The sequence below is a fragment of the Streptomyces sp. 1331.2 genome, from assembly GCF_900199205.1.
In the GTDB taxonomy this organism is placed as follows: Bacteria; Actinomycetota; Actinomycetes; order Streptomycetales; family Streptomycetaceae; genus Kitasatospora.
Map to the genome: position 1 here is coordinate 4995116 of NZ_OBMJ01000001.1, position 17385 is coordinate 5012500.

11 protein-coding genes are annotated in these 17385 nt (G+C 71.1%); 9 read left to right on the top strand and 2 right to left on the bottom strand.

All coding sequences use genetic code 11. The features are described 5' to 3' along the window. Positions 1–27: 27 nt before the first annotated feature. Together CRP52_RS21445 and eccCa are read right to left on the bottom strand one after the other, a co-directional pair. On the bottom strand, positions 28–1431 hold the full coding sequence (locus CRP52_RS21445; RefSeq protein WP_097237865.1) for an APC family permease: 1404 nt from the start codon (positions 1429–1431) through the stop codon (positions 28–30). 481 nt (positions 1432–1912) lie between these two features. After that, a complete protein-coding gene (eccCa, locus tag CRP52_RS21450) occupies positions 1913–5854 on the bottom strand; it encodes a type VII secretion protein EccCa (protein ID WP_097237866.1) in 3942 nt (1313 codons plus the stop codon). Between the two features lie 313 nt (positions 5855–6167). Between eccCa and eccD the strand changes: the two genes are divergently transcribed. The 9 genes from eccD to CRP52_RS21495 all read left to right on the top strand — a co-directional run bounded on the left by eccD (position 6168) and on the right by CRP52_RS21495 (position 17259). Continuing rightward, a complete protein-coding gene (eccD, locus tag CRP52_RS21455; protein ID WP_097237867.1) occupies positions 6168–7628 on the top strand; it encodes a type VII secretion integral membrane protein EccD in 1461 nt (486 codons plus the stop codon). Positions 7629–7858: 230 nt separating this feature from the next. Next, positions 7859–8149 carry a 30S ribosomal protein S15 gene (gene rpsO / locus CRP52_RS21460; protein ID WP_030062424.1) on the top strand — a complete coding sequence of 97 codons (291 nt, stop codon included), beginning with the start codon at positions 7859–7861 and terminating at the stop codon, positions 8147–8149. Between the two features lie 456 nt (positions 8150–8605). Continuing rightward, entirely contained in the window at positions 8606–10813 is a 2208-nt protein-coding gene (locus CRP52_RS21465; protein WP_097237868.1) for a polyribonucleotide nucleotidyltransferase, read from the top strand. A gap of 141 nt (positions 10814–10954) precedes the next feature. Next, the gene (locus tag CRP52_RS21470) at positions 10955–12286 is read left to right on the top strand and encodes a M16 family metallopeptidase (protein ID WP_097237869.1); all 1332 of its coding nucleotides are present in this window, start codon (positions 10955–10957) and stop codon (positions 12284–12286) included. Between the two features lie 28 nt (positions 12287–12314). Then, positions 12315–13082 (top strand): 4-hydroxy-tetrahydrodipicolinate reductase, encoded by a 768-nt coding sequence (gene dapB, locus CRP52_RS21475; protein WP_097237870.1) that lies wholly within the window; start codon positions 12315–12317, stop codon positions 13080–13082. A 7-nt stretch (positions 13083–13089) separates the two neighbouring features. Beyond that, positions 13090–13548 carry a tetratricopeptide repeat protein gene (locus CRP52_RS21480; RefSeq protein ID WP_097237871.1) on the top strand — a complete coding sequence of 153 codons (459 nt, stop codon included), beginning with the start codon at positions 13090–13092 and terminating at the stop codon, positions 13546–13548. Then, positions 13545–14276, top strand: coding sequence for an FAD-dependent thymidylate synthase (thyX, locus tag CRP52_RS21485; RefSeq protein ID WP_097237872.1), 732 nt, complete (start codon positions 13545–13547; stop codon positions 14274–14276). Before CRP52_RS21480 ends, thyX begins: the two co-directional genes overlap by 4 nt. Positions 14277–14503: 227 nt before the next feature. Then, entirely contained in the window at positions 14504–15403 is a 900-nt protein-coding gene (dapA, locus tag CRP52_RS21490) for a 4-hydroxy-tetrahydrodipicolinate synthase (protein WP_097237873.1), read from the top strand. Positions 15404–15573: 170 nt separating this feature from the next. Beyond that, positions 15574–17259: a ribonuclease J gene (locus tag CRP52_RS21495; RefSeq protein WP_097237874.1), complete on the top strand. Its 1686-nt coding sequence runs from the start codon at positions 15574–15576 to the stop codon at positions 17257–17259. The last annotated feature ends 126 nt before the right edge of the window (positions 17260–17385 follow it).

The following is a 17385-nucleotide window of genomic DNA, read 5'->3' on the forward strand; positions in this document are numbered from 1 at the left end:
GGGGAGGTGGGGGAAGGGGGGTGGGGGTCAGGCCTGCTGGTCGTCGGGGAGGCTGATCACCCAGCGGGTCTCCTGCCGGGGGCGCAGGTAGAACAGCCAGTAGAGGGTGGCGGCGGCGGTGATGCCGCCGGTCCACAGCAGGGGCTCGGTGTCCAGCTTGGTCATCACGTAGAGCAGGACCGCGATCAGGACGACCGGGACGGCCGGCCACAGCGGCATCCGCCAGGCGGCGGCGTGCTTGTGGTGGCCGCGGCGGGAGAGCAGCGCGGCGACCGCGACCAGCAGGTACATCCCGGTGACGGCGACGCCGGTGATGTTGCTCAGCAGCTCGCCCTTGACGAAGCAGAGCGCGGCGCCGGGCAGGCCGACCGCCAGGGTGGCGATCCACGGGGAGCCGAAGCGGCCGAGGGTGGAGAAGGCCTTGTTGACCGGCTCGGGCCAGGCCTTGTCACGGGCGGAGGCGAACAGCACCCGGGAGTTCTGGATGACCATGACGATGCCGGCGTTGATGATGGCGAGTGCGACGCAGAGGCTGATGAAGGTGCCGACGGCGGAGTTGCTCCAGGCGGTGACCATGCCGGAGATGTCGCCGGAGGTCAGGGTCTGCAGGTCGGGGGCGCCCACGGTGATGGCGACGACCGGGACCAGGATGACCGCGGAGGAGATGCCGAGCGTCCACAGCACGGTGCGCGAGACGTTGCGGCGGGGGTTCTCCAGCTCCTCGGAGAGGTAGACGGCGGTGGAGAAGCCCTGGGTGATGAAGAGGGCGATGCCGAGCGCGCCGACGATGGCGCCGATGCTCACGGTGCTGCTGGTGCCGCCCTCCCCGGCGACCACGCCGTGCAGCAGGCTGGGGGCGTGGCTGTTGGCATGGGAGAAGCCGAGCACCGAGACCACGCCCGCCGCGATGACCTCCAGCACCAGGAAGATGCCGGTGATCCAGGCGTTGGCGCGCAGGTCGAGCAGGCCGGCCAGGGTGGCGGCCAGCATCACGGCGGCGCCGGTCATGGCCTTGTCCACGTGCAGGACGGGGGCGAGGTAGTCGGCGGTGCCGAGGGCGATGACCGAGGGGACGATCATCACCACGATCAGCGAGAGCACGAAGACCAGCCAGCCCATCAGGCGTCCGGCCAGGGTGCCGACCATCGCGTACTCGCCGCCGGCGCTGGGGATGAGGGTGCCGAGCTCGGAGTAACAGAACGCGACGGCGACGCAGAGCACCGTGCCGATGGCGATGGCCAGGGCGGTGGCGCTGCCGATGCTGGAGAACAGCTCCGGCACGATCACGAAGAGCGTCGAGGCGGGGGTGACGCAGGACAGCGTGAGCAGTGTGCCGCCCACGACGCCGATCGAGCGCTTGAGCTGCTGGGGCGAGGCGGCCCCGGCCGCCGTGGCGGCTACGGTCTGTGGCGGGCGAAGCGTGTCGCTCATGTTCGTTCCGATCGGCTCTGTGCGGTCCTGGGTGGGGAGCGGTATCGCCTCCGCTGGCTGGTTGCTCGGGTCCTTTGTCCGGTCGCTCCCGGGCCGCAATGGAACCTTGGGCGTATTGACTGCGTCAACGCCGGAACTGCTTCGGAATCCGTTGCGGAGAAGGGCATAAACATGCGATCTGATGATCACAATCAGTCAGCGCGCGGTTTGTCCGACTTGTTACCTCGGTGCCAACGCGAATGAATCGAAGGTGAACAAGGAGTTGAATGACGAGATTCAAAGGCCGCAGCGCGGGCGGAGGATGACACGCCCAGGCGCCCCGGAACGGCACGGCAACTCCCGGGCGAGGTGCGGGAACCGCAGCACCCCCGGCGAAAGATCTAGGTAACGTTTCAGCACCTGGGACGCCGAAGGGGCCGGACTGCGGAAGTCCGACCCCTTCGATCACCATCCGTGACGGCCGACGAGGGCCGATTCGCGGCTACGCCACCGGCAGCCAGCCCGTCTGGACCATCTGCCCGCCGGTCGCACGGCGCGACACGTACACCCCGCGGCCCGGCGGCAGCGCCTGCGGCCGGACCGTCCCCAGCAGCGCGCCCTCGTCCCGGTTGCCCGACAGGATCACGCCCTGGCCGCCCAGCTCGCGCATCCGCTGCAGCACCGGCTCGTACAGCGACCGCCCGGCGCCACCCGCACTGCGCGCCACGATCACCCGCAGGCCGATGTCCCGGGCGAACGGCAGGAACTCGGCCAGCGGCGCCAGCGGGTTGCCCGAGCTCGTCGCGACCAGCTCGTAGTCGTCCACGATCACGAACATGTCCTTGCCGGTGTACCAGTTGCGGTTGCGCAGCTGCTCGGCCGTCACGTCCGGGCCCGGCAGACGGCGGGAGCAGGCCCCGCGCAGCATGTCCACCACGGCCGACATGGCCGGCTGGGCGGCCGCGTACTCGACCAGGTACTCCGACGGCACCGCGCCCAGCAGCGCGCGCCGGTAGTCGCCGACCACGATGCCCGCCTGGTCCGGGGTGTACCGCTCGGTGATCTGCTTGACCAGCATCCGCAGCACGGCCGACTTCCCCGACTCGGTGTCGCCGAAGACGATGAACAGCGGGTCGGTCTCGAAGTTGACGAAGACCGGCGACAGCTCCGCCTCGTCCACGCCGAAGGCCACACCGCGCTCCGGGTGCTCGAAGCCCTTCGGCAGCGAGTGCCCGTCCAGGACGGCCGGCAGCATCCGCACCTGCGGGGCGCGCGGGCCGCTCCAGGCCCCGTCGACGGCGGCGACCAGGCCGGCCACGCCGGCCTGCAGGTCGTCCACCGAGGAGGAGCCGTCCAGGCGCGGCAGGCCGGACAGGAAGTGCAGCCGGTCCGGCGTGATGCCGCGCCCGGCCAGCGCCGGGACGTTGACCGCCACCCGGCGGTCCACCTCGGACTCCATCGCGTCGCCGAGCTTCAGCTCGGTGCGGTTCTGCAGCAGGTCCTTCAGGGCCGGGCGCACCTCCGCGTACCGGGCCGCGGTGACGACCAGGTGGACGCCGTAGCCGAGGCCGCGCTGCGCGATGTCGCCGATGACCGGCTCCAGGCCCTCGAACTCCTGCTTGAAGGTGTTCCAGCCGTCGATCACCAGGAAGACGTCGCCGAAGGCCTCGTCCGGCAGCTGGCCGGCCGCCCGACGGGCCCGGTAGGTGGCGATGGTGTCGATCCCGGCGACCCGGAACAGCTCCTCGCGCCGGTTCATCACCCCGTGCACCTCGGAGACCATCCGGCGCACCTTGTCCACGTCCAGGCGCCCGGCCACCCCGCCGACGTGCGGCAGCCCGGCCAGCGACTGGAAGCTGCCCGCGCCGAAGTCCAGCAGGTAGAACTGCACCTCCAGCGGGGTGTGGGTGAGGGCGAAGGAGGCCACCGTGGTGCGCACCACGGTCGACTTGCCCGAGCGCGGGCCGCCCACGATCAGGCCGTGGCCGGCCGCCCCCGCGTAGTCGACCTCCAGGATGTCCGTCTTCTGCTCGCGCGGCTTGTCCACGATGCCGATCGGCGCCCGCAGCCGCCCCACCGGATAGCCGGTCGCGGTGAGCCCGCGGTCCGGCGCGACCTGCAGCGGCGGCAGCAGGTGGTCCATGCTCGGCGCCTCCTCCAGCGGGGGCAGCCACACCTGGTGCGCGGCCGGGCCCTGGCCGACCATCCGCTGTACGAACACGTCCAGCACGGTGTCCACCAGCGCGTCGTCCTGCTCCGGGACCGGCGGCGCCTCCTCCACCACCGGGTCCGGCGGCTCCACGTAGGCCGCGGTGAACTCCACCGGGTGAGCGGCGACCCGCTGCCCGCCGGTCGACCGCTGCTGCCCCGGCGCCCGGTACGGCCCCGAGACGTAGGCGGCCTTGAACCGGTCCATCACGTCCTCGCCGAACTTGAGGTAGCCGACCCCCGGCACCGGCGGCAGGTGGTAGGCGTCCGGCACGCCGATCGCCGCCCGCGACTCGGCCGCCGAGAAGGTGCGCAGACCGATCCGGTACGAGAGGTAGGTGTCCAGGCCGCGCAGCTTGCCCTCCTCCAGGCGCTGCGAAGCCAGCAGCAGGTGCACGCCCAGCGACCGGCCGATCCGGCCGATCTGGATGAACATCTCGATGAAGTCGGGCTTGGCGGTGAGGAGTTCGGAGAACTCGTCGATGATCAGCACCAGCGAGGGCAGCGGGTCCAGCGCCGCGCCGGCCGCCCGGGCCCGCTCGTACTCGTGGATGTTGGCGTAGTTGCCCGCCGAGCGCAGCAGCTCCTGGCGGCGGTGCAGCTCGCCCTCGATCGCGTCGCGCATGCGGTCGACCAGGGTGAGCTCGCCCTCCAGGTTGGTGATCACCGCGGAGGTGTGCGGCATGTCCGCCATGCCGGAGAAGGTCGCACCGCCCTTGAAGTCGGCGAGGACGAAGTTGAGGATCTCCGAGGAGTGCGTCATCGCCAGCGCCAGCACCAGGGTGCGCAGCAGCTCCGACTTGCCGGAGCCGGTCGCGCCGACGCACAGGCCGTGCGGGCCCATGCCCTCCAGCGCGGCCTCCTTGATGTCCAGGTAGACGTGCTCGCCGTTGGCGCCGACACCGATCGGCACCCGCATCCGCTCGTGCTGGGCGCGCTGGCGCCAGCTGCGGCTCACGTCGAAGGAGCCCGGGTCGCCCGAGTTCATCATGTCGGTGAAGTCGAGGTTGGACAGCAGCGGCTCGTCGTCCCCGCCGGCCGAGACCCGGTACGGCGCCAGCTGGCGCGCCAGCGCCTCGGACTGCCAGGTCGAGAGCAGGTCCGGCTTGCCGCTGTACGTCGCGCCGGAGGCCGAACGCAGCACCAGCTCCTCGGAGTTGACCGTCACCATCAGGTGCCCGCTGGGCTCGTCCACCTCGCCCGGGACCACCTCGATGACGGTCACGCCCTGGACCCCCTCCGGGCTGGCCAGCATCGAGTCGTGCGGCACCCCGGCGCCGTCCATGATCACCACCAGGTGGGGCTGGTCCGCCGAGGGCGCCGAGTCCCGGATGAACCGCTGGCGCCCGGACAGCTCGTCCTGCAGCAGGTACTCCAGGTCGCCCAGGTCGGTGGCGAACAGCCGGCGCGAGCCCGCGCCGTCGGCCTCCTTGCGGTGCTGGTTGTGCGGGAGCCACTTGGCCCAGTCCCACTCCTCGGCCGCACCGGGGGCCGCGGCGACCGCCACCATCAGGTCGTCCGGCGAGTGCAGGGTGGTCAACTGGGCGATCATCGCGCGCACGTTGCCGTACACCGAGTCCGGATCCCCGCACACCGTGATGTGGTAGAAGGCCCGCAGCGACACCGCCAGCGGCAGGTCCTGCAGGGTGCCGTGCGCCTTCAGGAAGGAGTGCATCGCGGCCGCCGACAGCGGCTCCAGCTCGTCCATCGGCGCGGTCTGCGGCGCCACCAGCGGGGTGGACAGCTGCACCGGCCCCAGGCCCACCCGGATCTGCGCGAAGTCGCCGTCCCCGGGGCGCCGCTCCCACAGCCGCCGGCCGTCCTCGACGATCGACCAGAGCTGGTCCGGCGCCGGGTTCAGGAACAGCAGCGCGCCGCGCTGGCGCTCCGCCGTGCGGCGCACCTGGCGGCGGGTCTGCTGCAGGTACTTGAGGTAGTCGCGCCGTTCGTCCGCCATCGCGGTGGAGCCGCCCTTGCGGGCCCGCACGATCTGGGCCAGCACCATGCCGACCGTCGAGGCGACCATCAGACCGCCCATGATCTTCATCGGGGCGGCCGCGCCGGGCGAGAAGAAGAACACTGCCGAACCGCCCATGCCGAGCATCGGCAGGATGCTCATCAGCCAGTCCTCGCCGCCCTGCCGGGGCAGTTCGGGCGGACTCACCAGCTCCACCGGTTCGTCCGGCACGGTCGGCGGATACGCCCTGGCCGGTCGCTTGACCGTGATCACACCCATGTGTCATCCACCCCGTGGCGTCGATCGATCACTTCGGCATCAGCCCTCACGTGACTGCGTACGGTCCGTACGGGAATCCGGCGGCTGAGGACGCCCCACACAGCGCAGCCCCCGTACCTTTGCGCAGGCGCCGATCCTAACGGTCGGCCCGGGCCCGCCCGCCAGGACCCGGTCACCGACCGAGCGGGTAGGGTAACGCCGCGCCAACTCGCGGCCCGGTCGGGCCGGTTCCACAGCCACACCGAGCGCCGCCGTGCCTCGGCACCGTCAACAAGGGGGAGCGCCACGTGCGTCGAAGGAACGAGGCGGAAGCATGAACAATGCCGCCGCTACCGGCTACTGCCGGGTGACGGTCGTCGCCCCGGACCGCCGGATCGACGTCGCCCTGCCCGAGGACGTCCCGCTCGCGGACGTCTACCCCGAGGTGCTGCGCCTGGCCAACCAGAGCCAGCCCGAGGGCGCGCCCACCGGCTTCCACCTGGTCCGCCGTGACGGGACCGTCCTCGACAGCGGCCTGACCCTGGCCGCCCAGCAGGTCCGCGACGGCGACCTGCTCGCGCTGCGCCCCTTCGCCGAGTCCCTGCCGCCCGCGGTCTACGACGACGTCGCCGACGCCATCGCCAGCGCCGTCGAGGCCGACCGCCGGTTCTGGACCGCCGAGCTGATGCGCGGCTTCGGCCTGATCGGCGCCGGGGTGCTGCTCACCCTGCTCGGCTTCGCGCTCTGGTTCTCCGACCTGCGCCACGACATGCACGGCCTGCCCGGCGTCCTGGCCGGAGTCACCGCCGTCGTGCTCACCGCGCTGGCCGGCGTGCGCGCCCGGGTCTACCAGGACGCCCACGCCGCCCTCGCCCTCGGCCTCGGCGCGCTGCCGCACGCCATGATCGGCGGCAGCGGCATCATCGCCGCCGCCCACCCGTGGGAGGGCCCCGGCCGGCTCCAGTTCCTGGCCGGCTGCGTCTGCGTCCTGGTGGTCGCCGTGCTGCTGGCCGGCCTGCTGCCCGAGAAGGACGCGGCGTTCGTCGCCGCCGCCCTGGTCGCCACCGCCGGCACCTTCGCCACCTTCGCCGCCGTCCTGATGCCCGACACCCCCGCCGGGCACATCGCCGCCGTCACCGGTGTCGCCGCCGTCGCCGTCCTCGGCTTCCTGCCCAGCCTCTCCGCCCGCTTCGCCCGGCTGCCGGTCGGCTTCAGCGCCCCCGGCCAGACCCGCACCCGCAGCCGCGACTACGACGAGGAGGCCGAGCGCGCCGAGGCCGTCCAGTACGAGAAGATCGCCCACCAGGCCCGGCGCGGCCACGAGGTGCTGGTCGGCCTGGTCGGCGGCTGCGCCGCGGTCGTGGTCGGCGCCTGCGCGGTCCTCGGCTTCACCGACGAGACCTTCCCCGAACTGCTCGCGCTCGCCCTGGGCCTGGCCACCATGCTGCGCGCCCGGCTGTTCCGCTACACCGCGCAGGTGCTCAGCCTCACCGTGGCGGGCCTGCTCGGCCTCTGCCTGCTGATCGTCGGACTGTCCCTGCACACCCCGCAGTTCTTCCTGCGGGTGGCCGGCTCCACCACCCAGCTCGACCTGCGCACGATCTGGCTGGCCGTCTCCATCGCCTTCGGTGCCGCGCTGCTCGTCGCGATCGCCCTGGTGGTGCCCCGGCTCGGCGTCTCCCCGTTCTGGGGGCGCATCCTGGACCTGGTCGACAGCCTCACGCTGATCTCGCTCGTCCCGCTGGCGCTCGCCGTCCTGGACATCTACCGACTGGTCCGCGGCGCCACCGGCTGACCGGCCGCCCAGGGCTGCCCGCCCGCTGCCCGCCCGCTGCCCGCCCGGCCGCCCGGCCGGGTGGGCGGCACTGGTACGCTGGCCTTCGAGCGCAGCCGTGTGTCCGCCCTGGTGGGTCGCCCAGCGACAAATCCGGAAGGGCGTCAGCCGCGCTCCGTCACGACATCGAGTTCTCACAGAGTCCTGTGTTGTCGACCAGGACCGCTCGGTAGACCTTGTAAGGAGTTGCAGTGGCTCTCGCCTCTGACGTCAAGAAGCAGATCATGGCCGAGTTCGGCACCAAGGAGGGCGACACCGGCTCCCCCGAGGTCCAGGTCGCCATGCTGTCCCGCCGCATCTCGGACCTGACCGAGCACCTGAAGACCCACAAGCACGACCACCACTCGCGCCGTGGCCTGCTGATCCTGGTCGGCCAGCGCCGCCGTCTGCTGCAGTACCTGGCCAAGAAGGACATCGAGCGCTTCCGTACGCTCGTCGACCGCCTGGGCATCCGCCGCGGTGCCGCCGGTGGCGCCCGCTAAGACCGCCGCTCGGGGCGGCTCCCCACACCGGGGAGCCGCCCCTCGCGCGTATGCCGCGGACCTCCCGAGCCGCGGCACCCTGACATAACAACTCGCGCGCACCTCCCCAGGTGGCCGAGGATTGCACCGTAGGGTTGTGGGCATGCCGGGTGATGGCGCACCAGCGCGCCACCCAGGCAGAAGGACCCCAACCCCCCGCGGGACGAAGGCTTCAAACGGAAGCCGCCCGCATCCGAGAGAGCGTCCAGACGCGGACCGCCCTTCCCGGCCCGGCAGCTGTGAGGCGCCGGTCCTCGGTAGTGGCCGCCGGAACCCCCGCAGACCGAGCGGGGCACTCCGGAGGCTTCGATCGAAGACCGGCCCGACTGCCGCCCTCCCAGACGGGGGCCCAGGGCCGCCCGCAGGCAGGACGCGGGGACGCTCTCCCGGAGACGTACGAAAGAGGAGATCTTCCAGGTGGAAGAGAACGTGTTCTACGCCGAGGCCGTGATCGACAACGGTTCCTTCGGCACCCGTACCATCCGCTTCGAGACCGGCCGCCTGGCCCGTCAGGCCGGCGGCTCCGCCGTCGCCTACCTGGACGACGACACCATGGTGCTGTCGGCCACCAGCGCGTCCAAGCAGCCGAAGGAGCACTTCGACTTCTTCCCGCTGACCGTGGACGTCGAGGAGCGGATGTACGCCGCGGGCCGCATCCCCGGCTCGTTCTTCCGTCGCGAGGGCCGGCCCTCCGAGGACGCGATCCTCACCTGCCGCCTGATCGACCGCCCGCTGCGCCCGTCCTTCGTCAAGGGCCTGCGCAACGAGGTCCAGGTCGTCGTCACCGTGATGGCGCTCAACCCCGACCACCTGTACGACGTGGTCGCGATCAACGCCGCCTCCGCCTCCACCCAGCTGGCGGGCCTGCCGTTCTCCGGCCCGATCGGCGGCGTGCGCGTCGCGCTGATCAACGGCCAGTGGGTGGCCTTCCCGACCCACACCGAGCTGGAGTCGGCCGTCTTCGACATGGTCGTCGCCGGTCGCGCCCTGCCGGACGGCGACGTCGCGATCATGATGGTCGAGGCCGAGGCCACCGACAAGACCATCAAGCTGGTCGAGGGCGGCGCCGACGCGCCGACCGAGGAGGTCGTCGCCTCCGGCCTGGAGGCCGCCAAGCCGTTCATCAAGGTCCTGTGCGCCGCGCAGGCTCAGCTGGCCGCCCAGGCCGCCAAGCCCACCGGTGAGTTCCCGGTCTTCCTGGACTACCAGGACGACGTCCTCGCCGCGCTGACCGCCGCCGTCAAGGACGAGCTCGCCCAGGCCCTCACCATCCCGGGCAAGCAGGAGCGCAACAACGAGCTGGACCGCGTCAAGGCGCTGGCCGCCGAGAAGCTGCTCCCCGAGTTCGAGGGCCGCGAGAAGGAGATCAGCGCCGCCTACAACGCGCTGACCAAGAAGATCGTCCGCGAGCGCGTCATCAAGGACAAGGTCCGCATCGACGGCCGCGGTGTCACCGACATCCGCACCCTGGCCGCCGAGGTCGAGGCCATCCCGCGGGTGCACGGCTCGGCCCTGTTCGAGCGCGGCGAGACCCAGATCCTGGGTGTCACCACGCTGAACATGCTGCGCATGGAGCAGCAGCTGGACACGCTCTCCCCGGAGACGCGTCGTCGCTACATGCACAACTACAACTTCCCGCCGTACTCCGTCGGCGAGACCGGCCGCGTGGGCTCGCCCAAGCGCCGCGAGATCGGCCACGGCGCGCTGGCCGAGCGGGCCATCCTGCCCGTGCTGCCCTCGCGCGAGGAGTTCCCGTACGCCATCCGCCAGGTCTCCGAGGCGCTCGGCTCCAACGGCTCCACCTCGATGGGCTCGGTCTGCGCCTCGACCATGTCGCTGCTGAACGCCGGTGTGCCGCTGAAGGCCGCCGTCGCCGGCATCGCGATGGGCCTGATCTCCCAGGAGATCGACGGTGAGACCCACTACGTGACCCTCACCGACATCCTCGGCGCCGAGGACGCGTACGGCGACATGGACTTCAAGGTCGCCGGTACCCGCAACTTCATCACCGCCCTCCAGCTGGACACCAAGCTGACCGGCATCCCGGCGTCGGTGCTCGCCGCCGCGCTGAAGCAGGCCAAGGACGCCCGCCTGCACATCCTCGACGTGATGAACGAGGCCATCGACTCCCCGGACGAGATGTCCCCGAACGCGCCGCGCATCATCACCATCAAGATCCCGGTGGACAAGATCGGTGAGGTCATCGGCCCCAAGGGCAAGATGATCAACCAGATCCAGGAGGACACCGGCGCCGAGATCACGATCGAGGACGACGGCACCATCTACATCGGTGCCGCCGACGGCCCGGCCGCCGAGGCCGCCCGCACCACGATCAACCAGATCGCCAACCCGACCATGCCGGAGGTCGGCGAGCGCTACCTGGGCACCGTGGTCAAGACCACGACCTTCGGCGCGTTCGTGTCGCTGATGCCGGGCAAGGACGGCCTGCTGCACATCTCGCAGATCCGCAAGCTGGCCGGCGGCAAGCGCGTGGAGAACGTCGAGGACGTCCTCGGCGTCGGCGCCAAGGTGCAGGTCGAGATCGCCGAGATCGACCCGCGCGGCAAGCTCTCCCTGATCCCGGTCATCGAGGGCGAAGAGGCCGGCGAGGCCGCTTCCGAGTGAAGCGCCGCTAGCTGACTCCCTGCGGCCCGTACGCCTCACGGCGTGCGGGCCGCACCCAGTTGTCCTTGCTTTCGTCCGTACGTGCCTTCGCCACGTGCGTTTTCTCTGGAGGTACCCCCCGTGGCGCAGGCCCCGGCGGTAATGCAGCGTCCCGGCAGCACCCGGACCCTGCTCAAGGGCGTCGACGGCGCCGGCACGGTGCGCCGCACCGTCCTCCCCGGCGGCCTGCGGGTCGTCACCGAGACCCTGCCGACGGTTCGCTCCGCGACCTTCGGCATCTGGGTCGGCGTCGGCTCGCGGGACGAGACGCCGCAGCTCAACGGCGCCACCCACTACCTGGAGCACCTGCTCTTCAAGGGCACCGAGCGGCGCAGCGCGCTGGACATCTCGGCGGCCCTGGACGCGGTCGGCGGCGAGATGAACGCCTTCACCGCGAAGGAGAACACCTGCTACTACGCCCGGGTCCTGGACACCGACCTGCCGCTGGCCATCGACGTGGTCTGCGACATGCTCACGGGCTCGCTGATCCGCACCGAGGACGTGGAGGCCGAGCGCGGCGTCATCCTCGAAGAGATGGCGATGGCCGAGGACGACCCGGGCGACGTGGTGCACGACCTGTTCGCCAAGGTGATCTACGGCAGCGGCCCGCTCGGCCGCCCGATCCTCGGCACCCAGGAGACCATCAGGACGCTCACCCGGGACCAGATCGCCGGCTTCTACCACCGCCGGTACCGCCCCGAGAACCTGGTCGTCGCCGCGGCCGGCAACCTCGACCACCGCAAGGTCGTCAAGCAGGTCGAGCAGGCCTTCGCGCCGGTGCTGGCCCGCTCCACCGCGGCTCCCGCCGAGGCCCGCCGCGGCGTCAAGGCGCTGCGCACGGCCGGCCGGGTCGAGGTGCTCAACCGGTCCACCGAGCAGGCCCACCTGGTGCTGGGCGTGCCCGGGGTGCCGCGGCACGACGAGCGCCGCTGGGCGCTGGGCGTGCTCAACGCGGCCCTCGGCGGCGGGATGAGCTCGCGGCTGTTCCAGGAGATCCGGGAGAAGCGCGGCCTGGCGTACTCGGTCTACTCGTACTCCTCCTCCTACGCGGACAGCGGCCTGTTCGGCATCTACGCCGGCTGCCAGCCCAAGCGGGTCGAGGAGGTGCTGCGGATCTGCCGCGCCGAGCTGGCCAAGGTGGTCGCCGAGGGCATCACCGAGGAGGAGCTGCAGCGGGCGATCGGGCAGATCTCCGGCTCGACGGTGCTCGGCATGGAGGACACCGGCTCGCTGATGAACCGGATCGGCAAGGCCGAGCTCAGCTACGGCCACCACCTGTCGGTGGACGAGATGCTGGAGCGGATCGCGGCCGTGACCCTGGACGACGTCCACGAGGTCGCCCGTGATGTGCTGGGCGCGTACCGGCCGTCGCTGGCGCTGATCGGCCCGGTCAACGACAAGCGGGCCGCCAAGCTCGCCGATCTGCTGGTCTGAAACCGGCTGGTGTGAGAGGAACTTCGCTATGACGCTGCGTGTCGCCGTGATCGGCGCCCAGGGACGGATCGGCTCCGAGGCCGTCAAGGCCGTCGAGGCCGCGCCGGACATGGAGCTGGTGGCCACCCTCGGCCGCGGCTCCAGGCTGGAGGAGCTGACCGAGGCCGGGGCCCAGGTCGCCGTCGAGCTGACCCACCCGGACTCGGTGATGGGCAACCTCGACTACTGCGTCCACAACGGCATCCACGTGGTCACCGGCACCACCGGCTGGGACGACCTGCGGCTGTCCGAGCTGGAAGGCTGGCTCGTCCCGGCCGAGGCCACCGGACACCCGCCGCTGCCCGTCGGCGTCCTGATCGCGCCGAACTTCTCCATCGGCGCGATCCTCGGCATGAAGTTCTCCCAGGTCGCGGCGAAGTACTTCGAGTCGGTCGAGGTGGTCGAACTGCACCACGACCGCAAGGCCGACGCCCCCAGCGGCACCGCCACCCGCACCGCCCAGCTGATCGCCGCGGCCCGCGCCGAGGCCGGCCGCCCGAAGCAGCAGGACCCGACCACCCACAGCCTGCCCGGCGCGCGCGGCGCCGACGTGGACGGGGTGCCGGTGCACGCCGTCCGGCTGCGCGGCCTGCTCGCCCACCAGCAGGTGATGTTCGGCGACACCGGCGAGACGCTCACCATCCGGCACGACTCGCTGCACCACAGCAGCTTCATGCCGGGCATCCTGCTGGGCGTGCGCAAGGTCGTCGAAACCCCGGGGCTGACCTTCGGCCTCGAACACTTCCTGGACCTGTGAGCCCTTCATGACCTCCCGTACCGGTTTCTTCGTCCTGTCCGGCGTGCTGCTGCTGGTCGCCCTGCTCTGCGTGGGGGAGGGCGTCCAGCTGATCGCCACCGGCAAGCCGCTCGGCATCGGCATCGGCCTCTGCGCCTTCGTCATCCCGGTGATCGGGCTCTGGTTCCTGCGCCAGACCGTCCGCTTCGGCCGGGCCAGCGAACGGCTCGCCCGGGAGCTGGAGGCCGAGGGCGGCCTGCCGGTGGACGAGCTGAAGCGCACCACCGGCGGGCGGATCGACCGGGACTCGGCCGACGCGGTGTTCGCCCGCCGCCGGACCGAGGCGGAGGCCGCGCCGAGCGACTGGCGGGTCTGGTTCCGCCTCGCCGTGGCCTACGCCGACGCCGGCGACACCCCGCGCGCCCGCAAGACCATGCAGCACGCCATCAAGCTGCACAGCACCGAACCTGCAAGGAGTAACGCGTGAGCGACGAACCGACGGCCCCCAGCTTCCGCAGTGACGTGACGGTGGAGCTGGTCCGCAGCGCCGCCGCCGACTCGGACGTCGTCTGGGCGGCCCGCGTCTCGACCGCGGGGGAGCAGTCGCTGGAGGCGCTGCAGCAGGACCCGGAGAAGTCCAAGGGCCTGATCAACTTCCTGATGCGCGACCGCCACGGCACGCCCTTCGAGCACAACTCGATGACCTTCTTCATCAGCGCGCCGATCTTCGTGTTCCGGGAGTTCCACCGGCACCGCAGCGGCTGGTCGTACAACGAGGAGTCCGGCCGCTACCGCGAGCTGCAGCCGGTCTTCTACGTCCCGGCCGAGGACCGCAAGCTGGTCCAGCAGGGCCGCCCGGGCAAGTACGAGTTCCACGAGGGCACGCCCGAGCAGCACAAGACCACCACCGAGGCGATGGAGGCCGCGTACCGCGAGTCCTACGCCCGCTACCGGGAGATGCTGGAGGCCGGGGTGGCCCGCGAGGTGGCCCGCGCGGTGCTGCCGGTCGGCCTGTTCTCCTCGATGTACGCGACCTGCAACTCGCGTTCGCTGATGCACTTCCTGTCGCTGCGGACCAAGCGGGAGAACTCGGCGGTGCCGTCGTTCCCGCAGCGCGAGATCGAGATGGTCGCCGAGCAGATGGAGCGGCAGTGGGCCGAGCTCATGCCGCTCACCCATGCGGCCTTCGAGAAGCACGGCCGGGTCGCCCCCTGACCTGGGACGACAGGCATATGGGCAGAGTGTCTGGCATGTCTGGATTGCGGCTTTTCTAGCCGCTCCCTACATTCGTGAACACGGATCCCGGTGCTGCCTGAACCCCCGAGCGGGCAGCACCGGGATCCCACCCCACCGCCTGTTTCCACCGCTCCGCGCGGCTGCCCCTGTCCGAACCCTGGACCGGTGTGGATACCGCCCCACCGCCTACGAGTAGCTTTGGACACATGGCTCCGACCTCCACCCCCCAAACGCCGTTCGGCCGGGTCCTGACCGCCATGGTCACCCCGTTCACCGCTGACGGCGGACTCGACCCCGAAGGCGCCCAGCGCCTCGCCACGCACCTCGTCGACTCCGGGAACGACGGCATCGTCGTCAACGGCACCACCGGTGAGTCCCCGACCACCAGCGATGCCGAGAAGGCCCGACTGGTCAGCGCCGTGGTGGAGGCGGTCGGGGACCGCGCCCACGTGGTGGCGGGCGTCGGCACCAACGACACCCGGCACAGCATCGAGCTGGCCCGGCAGGCGCAGGCCGCCGGGGCGCACGGCCTGCTGGCCGTCACGCCGTACTACAGCAAGCCCCCGCAGGAGGGCCTGTACCGGCACACCGTCGCCCTCGCCGACTCGACCGAGCTGCCGGTCATGCTGTACGACATCCCGGGCCGCAGCGGGGTGGCGCTGAGCCACGAGACGCTGGTCCGCCTCGGCGAGCACCCGCGGATCGTCGCCAACAAGGACGCCAAGGGGGACCTCGGCTCCGCGGCCTGGGCGATCGCCCGCGCCGACCTCGCCTGGTACTCCGGCGACGACATCCTCAACCTGCCGCTGCTGTCCGTCGGAGCGGTCGGCGTGGTCAGCGTCGTCGGGCACCTCGCGGCCGGCGAGCTGAAGGCGATGATCGAGGCCTACCTGGCGGGCGATGTGGCCAAGGCCACCGCGATCCACCAGAGCCTGCTGCCACTGTTCAGCGGTATGTTCCGCACCCAGGGCGCCATCCTGACCAAGGCCGCGCTGGAGCTGCAGGGCCTCCCGGCCGGCCCGCTCCGGCTGCCACTGGTCGGGGCGACGCCCGAGGAGATCGCGCAATTGAAGCAGGATCTCGCCGCCGGCGGGGTACACCTGTAGGCAGACACAGACGTGCGCGCCCCGGCTCGCCGGACCCCCAGGGTCCGCCGCTGGACCGGACTGAAGGCGCGAGAGCACAGACCCAGTAGGAAAACGACACTGAGTACGCACGCCATATGTCTCCAGGGGGAGGACCCCGGGCATATGGCGTGCGTCGTGAGGAGAGTCTTTTGAGCCACCCGCACCCCGAACTCGGCGCGCCTCCGGCCCTGAAGGAGGGCGCCCTCCGCATCACTCCGCTCGGCGGCCTCGGCGAGATCGGCCGCAACATGACGGTCCTCGAATACGGGGACCGCATCCTGATCGTCGACTGCGGCGTCCTCTTCCCCGAGGACGAGCAGCCCGGCGTGGACCTGATCCTCCCGGACTTCACCTACATCCGGGACCGCCTCGACAAGGTCGACGGCATCGTCCTCACCCACGGGCACGAGGACCACATCGGCGCCGTCCCCTTCCTCCTGCGGGAGAACCCGGACATCCCGCTGATCGGCTCCAAGCTGACCCTGGCCCTGATCGAGGCCAAGCTCGCCGAGCACCGGATCCGCCCGTACGTCCTGGAGGTGAAGGAGGGCGAGCGCGAGCGCATCGGCCCCTTCGACTGCGAGTTCATCGCGGTCAACCACTCCATCCCGGACGCCCTCGCCGTGGCGATCCGCACCCCCGCCGGCATGGTCGTGGCCACCGGCGACTTCAAGATGGACCAGCTGCCGCTCGACGGCCGCCTCACCGACCTGCCGACCTTCGCCAAGCTGGCGGAGGAGGGCATGGACCTCCTGCTGGTGGACTCCACCAACGCCGAGGTCCCCGGCTTCATCCCGCACGAGCGGGACATCTCGGCGGCGCTGCGCAACGTCTTCGCCAACGCGGACAAGCGCATCATCGTCGCCTCCTTCGCGAGCCACGTGCACCGCATCCAGCAGGTGCTGGACGCGGCCCACGAGTACAAGCGCAAGGTCGCCTTCGTGGGCCGCTCGATGGTCCGCAACATGGGCATCGCCCGCGACCTCGGCTACCTCAAGGTGCCCGGCAACATGGTCGTGGACGTCAAGCAGCTGGACGACCTCCCGGACAAGGAGGTCGTGCTCATCTGCACCGGCTCGCAGGGCGAGCCGATGGCCGCGCTGTCCCGGATGGCCAACCGCGACCACCAGATCCGCATCGTTGAGGGCGACACGGTGGTCCTCGCGTCCTCGCTCATCCCGGGCAACGAGAACGCCGTCTACCGCGTGATCAACGGCCTGACCCGCTGGGGCGCCAAGGTCGTGCACAAGGGCAACGCCAAGGTGCACGTCTCCGGCCACGCCTCGGCCGGCGAGCTGCTCTACTTCTTCAACATCTGCAAGCCGCGCAACCTCATGCCGGTTCACGGCGAGTGGCGCCACCTGCGGGCGGCCGCCGACCTGGGCATCGCCACGGGCATCCCGCGCAACCGGGTGGTCATCGCCGAGGACGGCGTCTGCGTCGACCTGGAGAAGGGCGTCGCCCGGATCGTCGGCAAGGTGCAGGCCGGTTACGTCTACGTCGACGGCTCCTCGGTCGGCGACATCACCGAAGCCTCGCTCAAGGACCGCAGGATCCTGGGCGAGGAGGGCTTCATCTCGGTCTTCGTCGCGGTCGACTCGACCAACGGCAAGATCATCGGCGGCCCGACCATCCAGGCCCGCGGCTCCGGCATCGACGACAACGCCTTCGTGCCCGTCGTCGCCAAGCTCCAGGAGGCCCTGGACCGCTCGGCGAGCGACGGCGTCCTGGAGCCCCGCCAGGTGCAGCAGCTCGTCCGCCGGACCATCGGCAAGTGGGTGGCGGACAACTACCGCCGTCGGCCGATGATCCTTCCGGTCGTCGTCGAGGTCTGACGCTCGTCGGCGAGCGTCAGTCGCTCGTCCGTCCCCGGCTGAGGCCGGTTTGACGTGGGGCGACCCGGTGCGTAGTGTTCTCCGGGTTGCCCCGCGGGACGGCCCCTCGGTAACGGGCTCGAATTC